The organism is Curvibacter fontanus, from assembly GCF_054780335.1.
Genome location: NZ_BAAGWN010000013.1, coordinates 20,866 through 37,787, shown reverse-complemented (window position 1 = coordinate 37,787; position 16,922 = coordinate 20,866). Strand labels below are relative to the sequence as shown.

The following is a 16,922-nucleotide window of genomic DNA, read 5'->3' as shown; positions in this document are numbered from 1 at the left end:
GCTCCGGGTCGCGTCAGGCCGCCTCGGCCATGGACACGGCGGATTCCATGTCCACTGCCACGATGCGCGAAACGCCCTGCTCCTGCATGGTCACGCCGATCAACTGCTCGGCCATTTCCATGGCGATCTTGTTGTGGCTGATGAAGAGGAACTGGGTGCCACGGCTCATGCTTCTCACCAGCTTGGCATAACGCTCGGTGTTGGCGTCGTCCAGCGGCGCGTCCACCTCGTCCAGCAGACAGAAGGGGGCCGGGTTGAGCTGGAAGATGGCAAACACCAGGGCGATGGCCGTCAGCGCCTTCTCGCCGCCCGAGAGCAGGTGGATGGTCTGGTTCTTCTTGCCGGGCGGCTGGGCCATGACCTGCACGCCAGCGTCCAGGATCTCGTCGCCGGTCATGATGAGCCGGGCCTGGCCACCGCCGAAGAGTTCGGGGAACATTTTGCCGAAGTGCTCGTTGACGGTCTTGAAGGTGCCCGCCAGCAGTTCGCGCGTCTCGCCGTCGATCTTGCGGATGGCGTCTTCCAGCGTGTTCATGGCGTCGTTCAGGTCGGCCGACTGGGCGTCCAGGAAGTGCTTGCGCTCGCGCGCGCTGGCCAGCTCTTCGAGCGCGGCCAGGTTGACGGCGCCCAGGGCTGCGATCTCGCGGTTCAGGCGGTCGATCTCGCCCTGCAGGCCGGTGAGGCGCACGTTGCCGTCTGCGATGGACTTGGCGACGGCCTCCAGGTCGGCCTGGGCGTCGGCCAGCAACTGGGCGTACTGCTCGAAACCCAGGCGCGCGGCCTGTTCCTTGAGTTGCATGTCCTGGATGCGCAGCCTGAGCGGGTCGAGTTCGCGCTCGAGCTTGATGCGGCGTTCGTCGCTGGCGCGCAGCTTGTTGGTCAGGTCGTCGTATTCGCTGCGCTTGGCGCCCAGGGCCTGTTCGCGCTCCAGCTTCAGGCTCAGGGCGTTCTGCAAACCGGCCTGGGCCGCGGCGTCGGTCAGGCGGGCCAGTTCGTCGCGGGCGCGTTGCTCTTCACCGGTGATGGAGGCCGCCTGCTGCTCGGCCGTCTCGATGGCGCGCGCCAGCTCGGCGCGGCGCGCATCCAGGGTGCGCAGCGAGAAGGTGGCCTCCTGGGCCTGGCGCTCCAGGCTGCGCTGCTGCTCGCGGCAGGCATTCAGTTTGCGCTCGGCCTCCAGAACGCGCTCGTCAAGCTGGGCGTGGCGTTCCTGGCTGTCGGCCAGCTGCATGTCGAGTTCTTCGAAGCGGCCTTCGGCGGCCAAACGGCGCTCCTGCAGTTCTTCCAGCAGGGCATCGACTTCGGCCAGGTCACCGGCGATCTGCTCGCTGCGCGCGCGGGTCTGCTCGGCCAGCTGTGTGAGGCGCAGGGTCTCGACCTGCAGCTCGTGGGCGCGGCTCTGCGTTTCGCTGGCTTCGCGGCGCGCGACCACCAAGCGCTGCGAGGCGTCGGCATAGGCGGACTCGGCACGCACCAGGGCACTGCGTGCTTCTTCGTTGATGAGGGACTGGGCGCGCAGCTGCTTTTCCAGGTTCTCGATCTCCTGGGCGCGGGCCAGCAGGCCGGCCTGCTCGGAATCCTGGGCGTAGAAGCTCACACTGTGGGCGGTGACGGCGTGGCCGCTCTTCACATAAAGGGTTTCACCCGGCTGCAGCTGCGCACGCTGGGCCAGGGCTTCCTCGAAGCTCTGCGCCACATAGCAGCCTTGCAGCCAGTCCACCAGCACGGCCTTGAGGCCGGCGTCGTTCACACGCAGCAGATCGGCCAGGCGCGGCAGGCCAACGGCTTTTTCAGGCGCGGCAGCCGAGGGGGCGCTGTAGAAGGCCAGCTTGGCCGGCGGCGCGTCATTGCCGAAGGCCTTGACCATGTCGATGCGGCTGACCTCCAGTGCGCCCATGCGCTCGCGCAAGGCGGCTTCCAGGGCACTTTCCCAGCCCTGCTCGATGTGCAGTTTGGTCCACAAGGCCTGCAGGTCCGCCAAGCCGTGTTTGGCCAGCCAGGGCTGCAGCTTGCCGTCGGTCTTGACCTTCTCCTGCAGGGCCTTGAGCGCCTCCATGCGCGCCGACAGGTCGGCCTGGCGGGCCGATTCGGTGTTGACCGTGTCCTGCTGGGTGCGGCGTGCCTCGTCGAGCTGCGGCACGCTGTCCTGCAACTCATGCAGGCGCACATCGGCCACACTGGCGGTTTCGCTGGCCTGGGCCAGCTGGGCCTGCAGGCTCTGCAGGCGCGCCTCGTCAGGGGCGGCCAGGGCCTTGCGGTCGGTGTCCAGGCGCTCGCGGCGCTGGTTCAGCTGGCGGGATTGTTCCTCGATGCTGCGCTGCTCGGCGGCCAGCACCTGGATCTGCTGCTGCACCTGGGTCACGCTGCCACGCTGTTCGTTGGCGCGGCTCTGGGCCTGGCGCAGGGCCTCTTCCATGTCCGGCAGGGCCTGGGCCTGCTCTTCCAGCTGGGCGGCCAGCTCCGTGGTCTTCTCCTCGCCCACCAGGGCCAGCTCGGCCAGGCTTTCGACCTCGGCCTGGGCGTCCTGCTTGCGCGTGGCCCACTGGGCGGTCTGCTCCTTCAGGGTGATGAGGCGCTCTTCGACGCGCTGGCGGCCTTCCACCACGAAACGGATCTCGGCCTCCAGACGCCCCACTTCGGTGCTGGCCTCGTAGAGCAGGCCCTGGGCCTGGTTGACCTGGTCGCCGGCCGCGTAGTGGGCCTGACGGATGGTCTCCAGATCGGCCTCGATGTGGCGCAGGTCGGCCACGCGCGATTCGAGCTCGATGACGGCCTTCTCGCCCTCCTGCTTGATGCGGGTCTGGTCGGCCTCGGCCTCGGAGCGCCGGAGGAACCAGAGCTGCTGCTGCTTGAGCGAGACGTCGGACTGCAGGGTGTTGTACTTCTGCGCAACCTCGGCCTGGCGTTCGAGCTTCTCGAGGTTGGCGTTGAGTTCACGCAGGATGTCTTCCACCCGCGTGAGGTTTTCGCGCGTGTCGGAGAGGCGGTTCTCGGTCTCGCGACGGCGCTCCTTGTACTTGGAAACGCCGGCGGCCTCTTCCAGGAAGAGGCGCAGTTCTTCCGGCTTGGATTCGATGATGCGGCTGATGGTGCCCTGGCCGATGATGGCGTAGGCGCGCGGACCCAGACCGGTGCCCAGGAACACGTCCTGGATGTCACGCCGGCGCACGGGCTGGTTGTTGATGTAGTAGCTGCTGGTGCCGTCACGCGTCAACACGCGCTTGACGGCGATCTCTGAATACTCACGGAAGGGGCCGCCGGCGCGGTGGTCGGCATTGTCGAAGACCAGTTCCACGCTGGAACGGCTGGCCGGCTTGCGTGTGGTGGTGCCGTTGAAGATCACATCCTGCATGGACTCGCCGCGCAGCTCGCTGGCACGGCTCTCGCCCAGCACCCAGCGCACGGCGTCCATGATGTTGGACTTGCCGCAGCCGTTGGGGCCGACCACGCCCACCAGCTGCCCGGGCAGCATGAAGTTGGTCGGCTCGGCGAAGGACTTGAACCCGGAAAGCTTGATGGAAGTGAGACGCACGTTGAGAACAGTCTGATGGCGGGAACAGCCTGAAATCATACCGTCCCGGCCCGTACGAAAATCGCGCGCTCCCGTGGGATTTGTGCTACGGGAAAACCCGGGACGTTGCATTCATATGCATTGCCATGCCCCGCGTCATGGCGGTCAGCGGACGGACCGTGTAGATTCACCGGTTTTGACCTGCTCCTCATAGAAGTCCATCCACCATGAATCAGGCCGCCAGCGAAATGCCACAGAACCATGTGCAGCAAATTTCCCTCAAGGAGCTCGGCCTGCGGCCTGGCATCGCGCTGCAGGTGCGCCGCCTGGTGGAAGGGGCCAGCAAGAAGGAAGGCCAGCTCTTCGGCGCCATCGAAAACCGCGGTGTCATGGTCGGCCCGCAGGGCCCCGAGGGTGAGGACACCGGCCTGACCGAGGGTGACGTCTGCATCGTGCGCGGTTTCACCGGCCAGCACGAGTTCTCCTTCATCAGCAAGGTCCTGCAGACCTACGAGAAGCCCTTTGTCTACGCCCTGCTGGCCTACCCGACCCAGGTCGACGCGCGCCAGGTGCGCCAGTCCCTGCGCACCAAGACCGGCTGGCCCGTCACGGCACAGGGCGGCGAGCTGAGCCAGGCCGGCCAGTTGCTGGACATCAGCCTGCAAGGCGCCATGATCAGCACCCCGGCGCAGATCGCCGCCGTGGGCAAGGTCATCGCCCTCGGCATCCATTGCATGGTCGAAGGCGAGTCCGTCACCCTGGCGCTCAAGGCCTCGGTCTGCCACAGCCACCGGGCTGCGGACGGCGAAACTCACTTCACCGGCATGGCCTTCCACGGCCTGAGCCAGCAGGACAAGCTGGTCCTGCATTACCTGACCCAGACCCCGCAGGGCTGAGCCGGCAAAGCTGTGTACTTCTCCATGGAATGACGGGGAAATCTTTCGCGACCAAGCGCAACCACTGCAAACTCATTAGCATGGCGCTGCACTATTTGGAGCAAACCCATGAATCCTGAAGTCGTTTCCAGCTACGACAGCACTTACGTCTTCCTTTCTTTCCTGATCGCTTTCGCTGGTTCCTTCGTCGCCCTGACGGCCGCCCGACGCATCATCGCCCCCAGTGGCAAGATCAACAGCTTCGATCTGCTGGCCTCCACGCTGGCCCTGGGCGGCATAGGTGTGTGGACCATGCACTTCATCGGCATGAGCGCCCTGAAAATGGACCTGCGCGTGGGTTACGCCATGACCGAGACGATCACCTCCCTGCTGCTGGTCTGCCTCGCCACCGGTTTTGGCCTGAGTTATGTCGCACGCGACCCGTCCAACCGTGGCCGTCTGCTGACGGGCGGCGCCTCGCTCGGTCTGGGCGTGGCCGTGATGCATTACCTGGGCATGTACGGCATGCGCTTCGGCGGCTACATCAGCTGGTCCTTCGTCCTGGTGCTGGTCTCCGTCCTGATCGCCGTCGTTGCGGCCACGGCCGCCCTCTGGCTGGCCTTCAACACCAAGCCCCTGGCGCTGCGCGTGCTGGCGGCCGTGATCATGGCTGCTGCGGTCAATGCCATGCACTACACCGGCATGGCGGCAGCTGATTTCGTCTGCACCACGGCAGACCGCCAGAGCCTGCCCCGCAGCTTCGGGGTGATTGTGTCCACCGACCTGCCCCAGGTGGTACTGGTCATGGCCGTCGGCATCACCCTGGTACTGTCCATCGACCTGCTGGCGCAGAAATTCCTGGGCGCACCGAAAAAACACTGACGCGGAGGGCATCCGGGTGCCGCCCTGCGGCGCCCGGCGCCGGTGGTGCCGGGGAGTTCCGGGATAATTCCCCGCATGAACCCCCTGCTCCGACGATTGCAGCCCTACCCTTTCGAGCGGCTGCGACAGCTTTTTTCCGGCATCACCCCCAACCCCGCCTACCGTCCCATCAGCCTGGGCATCGGCGAGCCCAAGCACCCCACCCCCGACTTCATCAAACGCGCGCTGACCGAGGCCCTGGACACCGGCCTGACCGGCTACCCGGCCACGGCCGGTGAACCGGCGCTGAGGCAGGCCGCGGCCGGCTGGCTGCAGCGCCGTTACGGTGTCAGCGTGGACCCCGCCACGCAGGTGCTGCCGGTCAACGGCACACGCGAGGCCCTGTTCGCGCTCACGCAGACCGTGGTGGACGGCAGCAAACCCGGCGCCCGTACCGGCGCAGACGGGGCTGGCCCGTTCGTGCTCTGCCCCAACCCGTTTTATCAAATCTATGAAGGCGCTGCGTTGCTGGCCGGCGCCGATGCCTATTACGTGCCCAGCGACCCGGCACGCAATTTCGCCGTGGACTGGGACAGCGTACCCGCCGAGGTCTGGGCCCGCACCCAGCTGATCTTCGCCTGCTCGCCCGGCAACCCGACCGGGGCCGTGATGCCGCTGGACGAGTGGGAAAAGCTCTTCGAGCTCAGCGACCGTTACGGCTTCATCATCGCCTCGGACGAGTGCTACAGCGAGATCTACTTCCGCGACGAGCCGCCCCTGGGCGGGCTGGAAGCCGCCGCCCGCCTCGGCCGCAAGGACTTCAAGAACCTGATCGCCCTGACCAGCCTGTCCAAGCGCAGCAATGTGCCGGGCATGCGCAGCGGTTTCGTGGCCGGGGACGTCAACGTCATGAAGGCCTTCCTGCTCTACCGCACCTACCACGGCAGCGCCATGAGCCATGTGGTGCAGGCCGCCAGCATCGCGGCCTGGAACGACGAGACGCACGTCATCGAGAACCGCAACCTCTACCGGCAGAAATTCGCCCAGGTCACCCCCATGCTCAGCGCCGTGCTGGACGTGGCCCTGCCCGATGCCGCCTTCTACCTGTGGGCCGGCGTGAAGGGCAGCGACACCGATTTCGCACGCGATCTCTACGCTCTTTACAATGTCACTGTTCTGCCCGGCAGCTATCTGGCGCGCGAGGCCCGCGGTTTCAACCCCGGCGCCGGGCGCGTGCGCATGGCGCTGGTGGCCGAAACCGCCGAATGCGCGGAAGCGGCCGAACGTATCGTCCAGTTTGTCAAATCCAGAACTTGAAACCTTGCGGGACAGATCTTCAGCCCTGTCCCCGACTGATTAGGAAAAACAATGAGCCAGCAACTGCAACAGACCATCGAAGCCGCCTGGGACAACCGCGCCAACATCTCCGTCAAGTCCGCGCCCAAGGAAGTGATCGAAGCCGTCGAACACGTCATCTCCGAACTGAACAAGGGCCGCCTGCGCGTGGCCACGCGCGAGTCCGTCGGCAAATGGACCGTGCACCAGTGGATCAAGAAGGCCGTGCTGCTGTCCTTCCGCCTCAAGGACAACGAAGTCATCAAGGCCGGCGACCTGGGCTTCTACGACAAGGTTCAGACCAAGTTTGCCCACCTGACTGCTGAAGAGATGGCTGCCACCGGCGTGCGGGTGGTGCCACCGGCCGTGGCCCGCCGCGGCAGCTTTATTGCCAAGGGCGCCATCCTGATGCCCAGCTACGTGAACATCGGCGCCTATGTCGACGAGAACACCATGGTGGACACCTGGGCCACGGTGGGTTCCTGCGCCCAGATCGGCAAGAACGTGCACCTCTCGGGGGGCGTCGGCATCGGCGGTGTGCTGGAGCCCGTGCAGGCCGGTCCGACCATCATCGAGGACAACTGCTTCATCGGCGCGCGTTCCGAGATCGTCGAAGGCGTGGTGGTCGAGGAGAACTCGGTCATCTCCATGGGCGTGTACATCGGCCAGAGCACCAAGATCTATGACCGCGCCACCGGCGAAGTCCATTACGGCCGCGTGCCGGCCGGCTCGGTGGTGGTTTCGGGCAACCTGCCCAGCGCCGACGGCAAGTACAGCCTGTATTGCGCCGTGATCGTCAAGCGCGTGGACGCGCAGACCCGCTCCAAGACCAGCCTGAACGACCTGTTGCGCGACTGATCATCACATGGCCCCCACGCTTGCCCCTTCGTGCGCTGCGCTGAACGTGCCGTCGCAAGACGCGACGGCTCTTCGTCCGGTCCCAGCCTGCGCAGGCAGGCTCGGAGCTGCGGGCCTCAGCCCCGAGGGGGCCGTGGTCGCCTTGGGGCGGCCCGGCGGCGACCCGGTTTCCATGACGAGGCTTACCAGTATCGGAGAAAGAAAATGAGCACGATGGGCACGATGGAACGGATCCTGCGATTGATGTCCGAGAAAAAAGCCTCGGACATCTATCTTTCGGCCCACTCGCCGGCGCTCATCCGCATCAACGGCCAGTGCGTGCCGATCAACAACCAGGCCCTGCCGGCCGATGCGCCGCGCAACCTGCTGGCCGAAATCATCCCCGAAGAACGCCTGGCCGAGCTCGACGCCTACAGCGAACTCAATATGGGCTTCCCGCTGCAGGGCGTCGGGCGCTTCCGTCTGAGCGCCATGCGCCAGCGCGGTACGGTGGCGGCCGTGATCCGTTTCGTCTCGGGCGAGATCCCCTCCCTGGGTTCGCTCTCGCTGCCGCCCATCCTGGACGACCTCATCATGGAAAAGCGCGGCCTGATCCTCATGGTGGGCGCCACCGGCATGGGCAAGAGCACCACGCTGGCGGCCATGATCGACTACCGCAACGAGAACGCCTCGGGCCACATCCTGACCATCGAGGACCCGATCGAATACCTGTTCAAGAACAAGCGTTCCGTGGTCAACCAGCGCGAGATCGGCGCCGACACCAAGAACCTGGGCACGGCCCTGCAGAACGCGCTGCGCCAGGCGCCCGATGTGATCATGATCGGTGAAATCCGCGACCGCGAGACCATGTCGGCCGCCATCGCCTACGCCCAGTCGGGCCACCTCTGCCTGGCCACCATGCACGCCAACAACAGCTACCAGGCCCTGAACCGGATCCTGAGCTTCTACCCGGTGGAAGTGCGCCAGACCATGCTGGGTGACCTCTCCAGTGCGCTCAAGGCCATCGTCTCGCAGCGCCTGCTGCGCACCACGACGGGCAGCCGCACGCCGGCGGTGGAAATCATGCTCAACACCAAGCTGATCTCGGACCTGATCGAGAAGGGCGACTTCTCCAGCATCAAGGAGGCCATGGAAAAAGCCATGGCCGAAGGCTCGCAGAACTTCGAACAGGACATCGCCCGCCTCATCACAGACGGCGTGGTCGACCGCAAGGAAGGCCTGGCCAATTCCGACTCGCCCACCAACCTCATGTGGCGCCTGCAAAATGACTTCAAGAAACCGGCCGCCCAGGCCGCAGATGAGCATGTGGATGACGAGCCGTCCTTTACTGAGATCACGCTGGACGTGAAGCACTGAGCCCCGCATGTCCCGTACCCTGCAACTGACCGAACAGCTGATCGCACGTCCCTCCGTCACCCCGGATGACGCCGGCTGCCAGGCCCTGCTGGCCGAACGCCTGCAGCCGCTGGGTTTTGTCTGCGAGACCATCGTCAGCGGTCCGGCCGATTTCCGCGTCACCAACCTCTGGGCCAAGCGTCTGACCCGGCCCGGCGCGCCGCTGCTGGCCTTTGCCGGCCACACCGACGTGGTCCCCACCGGCCCGGTGGCGCAGTGGAGCCAGGACCCCTTCACACCCACGCACCGTGGCGGCATGCTCTACGGCCGCGGCAGCAGCGACATGAAGGCCTCGATCGCCGCCTTTGTGGTCGCCGTGGAGGAGTTCCTCGCCACCCAGCCCCAGGCCCCGCTCAACATCGCCCTGCTGCTGACCAGCGACGAGGAAGGCCCGGCCGTGGACGGCACGGTCAAGGTCTGCGAAGCACTGAAGGCGCGCGGCGAGAAGCTGGACTACTGCATCGTCGGCGAGCCCACCTCGGTGCAGCGCACCGGCGACATGATCAAGAACGGCCGCCGGGGCACCATGAGCGGCAAGCTTACGGTCAAGGGCGTGCAGGGCCACATCGCCTACCCGCACCTGGCCCGCAACCCCATCCACCAGTTCGCCCCGGTGCTGGCCGAGCTGACCGCCATCGAATGGGACCGGGGCAACGATTTCTTCCCGCCCACGACCTGGCAGGTCAGCAACATCCATGGCGGCACCGGCGCCAGCAACGTCATCCCCGGCGCCGTGGTGGTGGACTTCAACTTCCGCTTCTGCACCGAGTCCACGCCGCAAAGCCTGCAGCAGCGACTCACTGCCGTACTGAATAAGCACGAGTTGGAGTACGACCTCACGTGGACCATCGGCGGTCTGCCCTTCCTGACCACCCCGGGCACCCTGGTCAACGCGGTGCGCGAGGCCATCCGCGCCGAAACCGGCATCGAAACCGAGCTCTCCACCAGCGGCGGCACCAGCGACGGCCGTTTCATCGCCCAGATCTGCCCGCAGGTCATCGAACTCGGTCCGACCAACGCCACCATCCACAAGATCGACGAACATGTTCCGGTGGCCGACATCGAGCCGCTGAAGAACATCTACCGGCGTGTGCTGGAAAAGCTGGCGCAATGAGCCCTGCCAGCATGACATTGCCGACCGTGATCGAACTGATCGAGGCCGGCGCAAAGCAGCTCACCGCCGCCGGCGTGGCCTACGGTCACGGCACCAGCAATGCCTTTGACGAGGCCGCCTGGCTGGTGCTCTGGCAGCTGGGCCTGCCGCTCGATGAGCTCGACGCGGTGGCGGATCGCCCGGTCAGACCGGAAGAGCAGGCCAAGGTCGCCGCCCTGCTGCAAGAACGCATCAGCACGCGCAAGCCTGCGGCCTACCTGACCCGCGAGGCCTGGCTGCAGGGCGTTCCCTTCTACGTGGACGAACGCGCCATCGTGCCGCGCAGCTTCATCGCCGAACTGCTGGCCGACGGCAACATCGACGCCTGGCTGGGCCTGCACACGCAACGCGTGCTGGACCTGTGCACCGGCAACGGCAGCCTGGCCGTGCTGGCCGCCCTGGCCTGGCCCGACGTCACGGTGGACGCTGCCGACCTCTCGGACGACGCCCTGGCCGTGGCCCGCATCAACGTCGACAAACACGGTCTGCAGGACCGCATCACCCTGCTGCGGTCCGACGGGCTGGCCCAGGTGCAGGGCCCTTACGACCTGATCCTGTGCAACCCGCCTTACGTGAATGCGCAGAGCATGGCCGCCCTGCCCGCCGAGTACCGCGCCGAACCCGAGCTGGCCCTGGCCGGTGGCAGCGATGGCATGGACTTCATCCGCCGCCTGCTGGCCGAGGCCCCGGCGCAGCTGAGCGAACACGCCGTGCTGGTCCTGGAGATCGGCAACGAGCGCGAGCACTTCGAGGCGGCTTTCCCGCGCCTGGAAGCTGCCTGGCTGGAAACAAGTGCAGGCGACGAACAAGTCCTGCTGATAACGCGCGAAGCGCTGCTGAAAAAATGATCACCCTGAAAAATGTCACCCTGCGCCGCGGCGCCAGGGTGTTGCTCGATGCTGCCTCCGTCACCGTCAATCCCGGCGAAAAAGTCGGCCTGGTGGGACGCAACGGCGCCGGCAAGTCCACCCTGTTCGCCCTGCTCAACGGCACCCTGCACGAGGACAGCGGCGACTGCAGCATCCCGGCGCAATGGCGCCTGGCCCAGGTGGCCCAGGACATGCCCGAGACGGCCGAGAGCGCCACCGACTTCGTGATCGCCGGCGACACGCGCCTGGCCGCCGCGCAAGCCGAGGTGCTGGCCGCCGAAGCCACCGACGACGGCGAGCGCATGGGGCACGCCTATATGGAGCTGCACGATGCCGGCGCCCATGACGCTTCGGCCCGTGCGCAGGCGCTGATCCTGGGCCTGGGCTTTCGCACCACGGAGCTCGACAAGCCCGTCAACAGCTTCTCCGGCGGCTGGCGCATGCGCCTGCAGCTGGCGCGCGCGCTGATGTGTCCCTCCGACCTGCTGCTGCTGGACGAACCCACCAACCACCTGGACCTCGACGCCCTGGTCTGGCTGGAAGCCTGGCTGCAGCGTTACACCGGCACCATGCTGGTCATCAGCCACGACCGCGAGTTTCTGGACGCCGTGACCAACGTGACGGTGCACATCGAAACCGCCAAGCTCAATCGCTACGGCGGCAACTACACCAAGTTCGAGGACATGCGGGCCGAGAAGATGGAACTGCAGCAGGCGTCCTACGCCAAGCAGCAGGAGAAGATCGCTCACCTGAAGAAGTTCATCGACCGATTCAAGGCCCAGGCCAGCAAGGCCAAGCAGGCCCAGAGTCGCGTCAAGGCCCTGGACCGCATGGAGAAGATCGGCCCGCTGCTGGCCGAGGCCGAATTCACCTTCGAGTTCAAGGAACCGGCCAACCTGCCCAATCCCATGCTGTCCATGCAGGGCCTGGCCTTCGGTTACCCGCCACCAGAAGATGCACCCGTCGGCACACCGCCCACGGTGATCGTGAAAAACGTCGGCAAGTCGGTGCTGGCCGGCCAGCGCATCGGCATCCTGGGCGCCAACGGCCAGGGCAAGTCCACCGTGGTCAAGACCATCGCGCGCGACCTGGCCCCGCTGGCGGGAGAGATCATCGAGGGCAAGGGCCTGTCCATCGGTTATTTCGCCCAGCAGGAGCTCGACGTGCTGCGCCCGCCGGACACGCCGCTGGAGCACATGATCCGCCTGGTCAAGGACACCACGGCCCGCGGCGCGCTCAGCGGCCAGGCCACGCGCGAGCAAGACCTGCGCAGCTTCCTGGGCAGCTTCAATTTCACGGGTGACCAGGTCAAGCAGACCGTGGGCACCATGAGCGGCGGCGAGAAGGCCCGTCTGGTGCTGTGCATGCTGGTCTGGCAGCGCCCCAATCTGCTGCTGCTGGACGAGCCCACCAATCACCTGGACCTGGCCACGCGCGAGGCCCTGGGCATGGCGCTCAACGAATTCGAAGGCACGGTGATGCTGGTCAGCCACGACCGCGCCCTGCTGCGCGCCGTCTGCGACGAGTTCTGGCTGGTCTCACGCGGTGGCATCAGCCCCTTCGATGGCGACCTGGACGATTACCAGCGTTACCTGCTCGACGAGGCCAAGCGCCAGCGCGAGGCCCTCAAGGAAGCCCATGCGGCTGCATCCGCTGCCGCCAGCGCACCACCGCCCCCGGTGGCAGCTGTCGCCGAGCCCGTACGCCCGCGGCGCGAGGACAACCGCAGCCGCCAGCTGCGCAAGGAACTGGAACTGTGCGAGGCCCGCATGGCCGAACTGGGCCAGGAAAAAGCCGCGCTGGAAGAACGGCTCTCCGGTGAACCCGGCATCGACGAGATCAATGAACTCGGCAAGCGCCTGGGCGCGCTTCAGGACGAACTCGATCAACTCGAAGAGCGCTGGCTGGAACTCGGCAACACGCTGGATGCAGCCTGGTCCGGAGTTTGAGGGAAAGCCCCAGCACCTGCCCCTGCGAATTTCAGCTAAGGTCCGCCTGACAAACCGAGGAAGCCCACCATGATCCAGCGCCGTTCCCTGCTTAAATCCACCGCAGCTGCTGCCGCGCTCGGTGTCCCGACCTTGGGCCTGACCCAGCAGAGCGTGACCCTCAAGTTCCATACCTTCATGGCGCCCCTGTCGGCCGTCTGGCTGACCATGCACAAGCCCTGGATGGACAAGGTCGAGAAAGAATCGGGTGGCCGCATCAAGTTCGAGGCCTACCCGGCCATGCAGTTGGGCGGCACGCCGGTGCAACTTTACGATCAGGCCCGCGACGGTGTGGTCGACGTGGTCTGGACGCTGCCTGGCAACACGGCCGGCCGTTTCCCGCGCATCGAAGTGTTCGAACTGCCCTTCATGCTCAACAACGCCGAGGCCACCTCCAAGGCCTACTGGGAATACATGCAGACCGTCGCGGCGGACGAGTTCAAGGACACGCACCCGATCGCCCTGCACGTGCACGGCCCCGGCATGTTCCACACCAAGAGCAAACAGATCAAGACCCCGGACGACCTCAGGGGTCTGAAGATGCGCGGCCCGACCCGCCAGGTCACCAAGCTGCTGCAGGCGGTCGGCGCCACGCCGGTGGGCATGCCGCTGCCGCAGATCCCGGACGCCCTGTCCAAGGGCACCATCGACGGCTGCGTGATCCCCTGGGAAGTGGTGCCGGCCGTCAAGGTGCACGAGCTGACCAAGTTTCACACCGAGTTCCCGGCCGGCCACCCGGGCCTCTACACCACGACCTTCGTGATGACCATGAACAAGGCCAAGTACGAGTCACTGGCGCCGGACCTCAAGAAGGTCATCGACAACAACTCCGGTCTGGCCACCTCGGCCTGGCTGGGCAGGCAGCAGCAGGAAAGCGACATCCCGGGCCGCAAGTCAGCGGTCGAGCGCGGCAACACCATCTACACCCTGAACCAGGCCGAAGCCCAGGAGTTTGTCAAACGCTCGGCGGCGGTAGAAAAAGAATGGGTGGCCGACATGGACAAGCGCGGTTTCGACGGCAAGAAGCTGCTGGACACCGCCCGGGCCCTGATCGCCAAACACGGCAAGGCCTGAACGACCCGCCCCCGATGAAAAAAGCGCCCGACGGGCGCTTTTTTTACATCCGGCTGCGGCTACTTCAGAACTGCGGGCGCACCAGCCTGACCACCAGCGGGGTACGCCGGCCCACATCGCCCCGAGCTTCTCCGGTGCCCATGTGCAGGGCCCAGCCCTGCTGCACGCCCAACTGGTCCTGTGTGCCGGCACGGCCCTGTTGAATGTTGCCGTAATGGTAGGGATTGGCCTGCGTCGTGTCGATCCGCGAGGTGCTGGTCCAGTACCAGTCCTGCGGCGCGGCGGGAAACAGCGCCCGGCCCTGCTCACTGGCGGCCCAGCGTCGCAATTCCGTCAGGCGCGGCAAGCGCCAGGCCACGCCTTCGGCCTTGAAACGGGCCGTGGCCAGGGCCACGGCTTCGCCATGCGTCATCTCACGCGGCTGTCCGGTGCAGGTCTTGCCATTCCAGGCCATGCCCTCCACGCAGCGGGGCCAGGCCAGCTTGCTGCGCGGATCGATCACGTAGCGGCCGTCGGCCGTCGGGGCCGGACTGGCCGCCGTCAGGGACGTGGTCTGCGCGGCGGCGGGGCCAGCCAGCAGCAAGAACAGGCCTGTCGATAGAACACGCTTCATGATCCGCCTTTGCAGGCGCCGGGCATCAGGCGCCCGCCTTCACCACCCGGAGCACATCCTCGAAAGCCGGATGCCCGGCCGAGCGCAGCCACTCGAAGGCCACCATCTCGGTCGTCACCAGCTCGGCCCCGGCGCCGGCCAGGCGGTCGAAGGCCGCATCGCGGTTGCGTTCCGTACGCGAACCGCAGGCGTCCGTCACGACCCAGACCTCGAACTCGTCGTCGAGCAGATCCAGCGCCGTCTGCAGCAGGCAGACATGGGCCTCGCAACCCGCGATGACGATGGTGTTGCGCTCGGACGCAGGTTGGGCGGATTTCTGCAAATGCTTGGGCAGGCTGCGCGCATTGCCCTGCGGGGCACGCGCCGGCGGACGCAGCAGCTCGGCCAGGCCGTCGGCCACCGCGCTGAAGCTCATCTTGGCAAAGGTCTTGCCGCCGGCCTGCGCGATCAGGGCCTGCAACTCCGGCACGGTCGCACCCAGGCTGGCCGGGTTTTCTTCGGTGGCGAAGGTCGGCAGCTTGAACAGGCGTGCCATCTGCGCGAGACGGCGGGCATTGGCCAGCACGCCTGGGCCTTCGTGGATGACGGGCATGAGCTTGCCCTGGTAATCGACCAGCAGCAGTTGGGAGTCTTCGGGTTCGAGCAGCATCCTGTTTCCTTCAGGCGATCCGGACCACCACGCGGCCGCGTACCTGGCCGGCCATGAGCTGCCGGGCCTTGGCAATGGCGCCTTCCAACGGCACCTCCTCGACCATGCGCTCCAGCAGGGCCGGATCGAGATCGCGCGCCAGGCGATCCCAGGCACGCTGACGCTTCACCAGGGAAGCCATCACGGAATCGATGCCCACCAGCGTGACGCCGCGCAGGATGAAGGGCATCACCGTGGTGGGCAGGTCCATGCCCTGGGCCAGGCCGCAGGCCGCCACCACGCCGCCGTAGCGCGTCTGCGCCAGCGCGTTGGCCAGGGTGTGCGAGCCCACGGCATCGACCACCGCGGCCCAGCGCTCTTTCTGGAAGGGCTTGCCGGCAGCGCTCAACTCGGCGCGGTCGATGATGGCGCTGGCCCCCAGCGCCATCAGGTAATCCGCTTCGGCCGCCTTGCCGGTGGCGGCCACAACCCGGTAGCCGAGCCTGCCCAGCAGGGCCACGGCCACACTGCCCACCCCCCCGGTGGCGCCCGTCACCAGCACCTCGCCGGCAGCGGGCAACACGCCGTGGTCTTCCAACGCGAGCACGCAGAGCATGGCGGTGTAGCCGGCCGTGCCGATGGCCATGGCCTGGCGCGGCGTGAAGGCCGCCGGCAGCCTGACCAGCCAGTCCCCCTTGAGGCGCGCCTTACCGGCCAGGCAGCCCCAATGGGTCTCGCCCACGCCCCAGCCGTTGTGCACAAAGGCATCACCCGCCCTCCAGGCAGGGTGGCTGGATTCCAGCACCGTGCCGGCGCCGTCGATGCCGGCCACCATGGGCCAATGGCGCACCACCGGGCCTTTGTTGCAAATGGCCAGACCGTCCTTGTAATTGAGCGTGGAGTACTGCAGGGCCACCGTGACGTCGCCAGCGGGCAGGTGCGTCTCATCGACATGCTCCAGCGAGGCCTGGAATCCGTTGGCATTGTCCAACACGAGAGCTTTGAACATGGGTCGGTCTATTTGGCAATAATTTATTTAAAATCAATTACTTATCGTGTTTATCACGAAAAAGCTTTAATTGACAGGGGCAAGCGCACCGCCCTATGCTAACCGCATGCGTCACGCTTGTGTTGCCCTCCTGCTGAGCCTGCTCGCCTGCGCGCGCGCGGGTGCCAACGACGCGGGCGACGACCTGGACCGTTTTCTCAGTGCCCGCGGGCTGGTGGAGCAGCCCGCCAGCACAGCAGCGGCCCGGCCCCAGCCACCGGCCGCGCTGCCGAGCGACAGCCGGACCCAGGCCTCCGCCGAAGACGGAACGCAGCATATGTCCGGCCTGGTGGTGGCCGCCATGGGCGCCCTGGGCGTGGCTTACCGGCGCGGTGGCAACAACTACGGCTCCGGCTTTGACTGCAGCGGTTTTGTGCGCGCCCTCTATGAGCAGAATTTCGGGCTGCAACTGCCGCGCCGCGCCGCCGAGCAGGCCGCCGCGACGCAGGCCATCACCCGCGCGGATCTGCAGCCGGGTGACCTGGTCTTCTTCAACACCCTGGGCCCGACCCACAGCCACGTCGGGATCTATGTCGGTGATCACCGCTTCATCCATTCGCCCAAGTCCGGCGCGGTGGTGCGCATCGAGGACATGCGCGTGAACTACTGGAACCGGCGTTTTGACGGCGCCCGCCGTGTCGTCCAGTCCTCCACCGCGGCGGGACCGCGCGACACCGGCTACTGAAAAGACCGGGCGGCGCGTGCGGCCGCCTTCCA

General features: G+C 66.4%; 14 protein-coding genes. 10 read left to right on the top strand and 4 right to left on the bottom strand.

Translation table 11 applies throughout. The features are described 5' to 3' along the window. Positions 1-13 precede the first annotated feature (13 nt). Entirely contained in the window at positions 14-3,529 is a 3,516-nt protein-coding gene (gene smc / locus ACYVH8_RS09595) for a chromosome segregation protein SMC (RefSeq protein WP_460488632.1), read from the bottom strand. A gap of 206 nt (positions 3,530-3,735) precedes the next feature. Here smc and ACYVH8_RS09590 point away from each other — a divergent pair, with 206 nt between their 5' ends. The 9 genes from ACYVH8_RS09590 to ACYVH8_RS09550 all read left to right on the top strand — a co-directional run bounded on the left by ACYVH8_RS09590 (position 3,736) and on the right by ACYVH8_RS09550 (position 13,916). After that, positions 3,736-4,404, top strand: a complete 669-nt coding sequence (locus ACYVH8_RS09590) for a PilZ domain-containing protein (protein WP_460488631.1) — start codon at positions 3,736-3,738, stop codon at positions 4,402-4,404. Positions 4,405-4,512: 108 nt separating this feature from the next. Then, positions 4,513-5,265 (top strand): MHYT domain-containing protein, encoded by a 753-nt coding sequence (locus tag ACYVH8_RS09585; RefSeq protein WP_460488630.1) that lies wholly within the window; start codon positions 4,513-4,515, stop codon positions 5,263-5,265. 75 nt (positions 5,266-5,340) lie between these two features. Next, positions 5,341-6,561 carry a succinyldiaminopimelate transaminase gene (gene dapC, locus ACYVH8_RS09580; RefSeq protein WP_460488629.1) on the top strand — a complete coding sequence of 407 codons (1,221 nt, stop codon included), beginning with the start codon at positions 5,341-5,343 and terminating at the stop codon, positions 6,559-6,561. A 51-nt stretch (positions 6,562-6,612) separates the two neighbouring features. Continuing rightward, the gene (gene dapD / locus ACYVH8_RS09575) at positions 6,613-7,437 is read left to right on the top strand and encodes a 2,3,4,5-tetrahydropyridine-2,6-dicarboxylate N-succinyltransferase (protein ID WP_460488628.1); all 825 of its coding nucleotides are present in this window, start codon (positions 6,613-6,615) and stop codon (positions 7,435-7,437) included. Positions 7,438-7,650: 213 nt separating this feature from the next. Beyond that, positions 7,651-8,793: a PilT/PilU family type 4a pilus ATPase gene (locus ACYVH8_RS09570; protein ID WP_460488701.1), complete on the top strand. Its 1,143-nt coding sequence runs from the start codon at positions 7,651-7,653 to the stop codon at positions 8,791-8,793. Between the two features lie 7 nt (positions 8,794-8,800). Then, on the top strand, positions 8,801-9,946 hold the full coding sequence (gene dapE / locus ACYVH8_RS09565; protein WP_460488627.1) for a succinyl-diaminopimelate desuccinylase: 1,146 nt from the start codon (positions 8,801-8,803) through the stop codon (positions 9,944-9,946). An 11-nt stretch (positions 9,947-9,957) separates the two neighbouring features. Continuing rightward, positions 9,958-10,833, top strand: coding sequence for a 50S ribosomal protein L3 N(5)-glutamine methyltransferase (prmB, locus tag ACYVH8_RS09560; RefSeq protein ID WP_460488626.1), 876 nt, complete (start codon positions 9,958-9,960; stop codon positions 10,831-10,833). After that, the gene (locus ACYVH8_RS09555) at positions 10,830-12,803 is read left to right on the top strand and encodes an ABC-F family ATP-binding cassette domain-containing protein (protein ID WP_460488625.1); all 1,974 of its coding nucleotides are present in this window, start codon (positions 10,830-10,832) and stop codon (positions 12,801-12,803) included. Before prmB ends, ACYVH8_RS09555 begins: the two co-directional genes overlap by 4 nt. Before the next feature lie 69 nt (positions 12,804-12,872). Next, positions 12,873-13,916, top strand: a complete 1,044-nt coding sequence (locus tag ACYVH8_RS09550) for a TRAP transporter substrate-binding protein (protein WP_460488624.1) — start codon at positions 12,873-12,875, stop codon at positions 13,914-13,916. A 64-nt stretch (positions 13,917-13,980) separates the two neighbouring features. Here ACYVH8_RS09550 and ACYVH8_RS09545 read toward each other — a convergent pair whose 3' ends face one another. Genes ACYVH8_RS09545 through acuI form a run of 3 tightly spaced genes read right to left on the bottom strand, consistent with a single transcriptional unit; the run spans position 13,981 to position 16,166 of the window. Next, positions 13,981-14,529, bottom strand: a complete 549-nt coding sequence (locus ACYVH8_RS09545) for an Lcl domain-containing protein (RefSeq protein ID WP_460488623.1) — start codon at positions 14,527-14,529, stop codon at positions 13,981-13,983. Between the two features lie 25 nt (positions 14,530-14,554). Further along, entirely contained in the window at positions 14,555-15,178 is a 624-nt protein-coding gene (locus ACYVH8_RS09540) for an isochorismatase family protein (protein WP_460488622.1), read from the bottom strand. A 10-nt stretch (positions 15,179-15,188) separates the two neighbouring features. Continuing rightward, positions 15,189-16,166 carry an acrylyl-CoA reductase (NADPH) gene (gene acuI / locus ACYVH8_RS09535; protein ID WP_460488621.1) on the bottom strand — a complete coding sequence of 326 codons (978 nt, stop codon included), beginning with the start codon at positions 16,164-16,166 and terminating at the stop codon, positions 15,189-15,191. A gap of 106 nt (positions 16,167-16,272) precedes the next feature. On the opposite strand from acuI, the gene ACYVH8_RS09530 reads away from it, so the two are divergent. Beyond that, positions 16,273-16,890, top strand: coding sequence for a C40 family peptidase (locus ACYVH8_RS09530; RefSeq protein WP_460488620.1), 618 nt, complete (start codon positions 16,273-16,275; stop codon positions 16,888-16,890). The last annotated feature ends 32 nt before the right edge of the window (positions 16,891-16,922 follow it).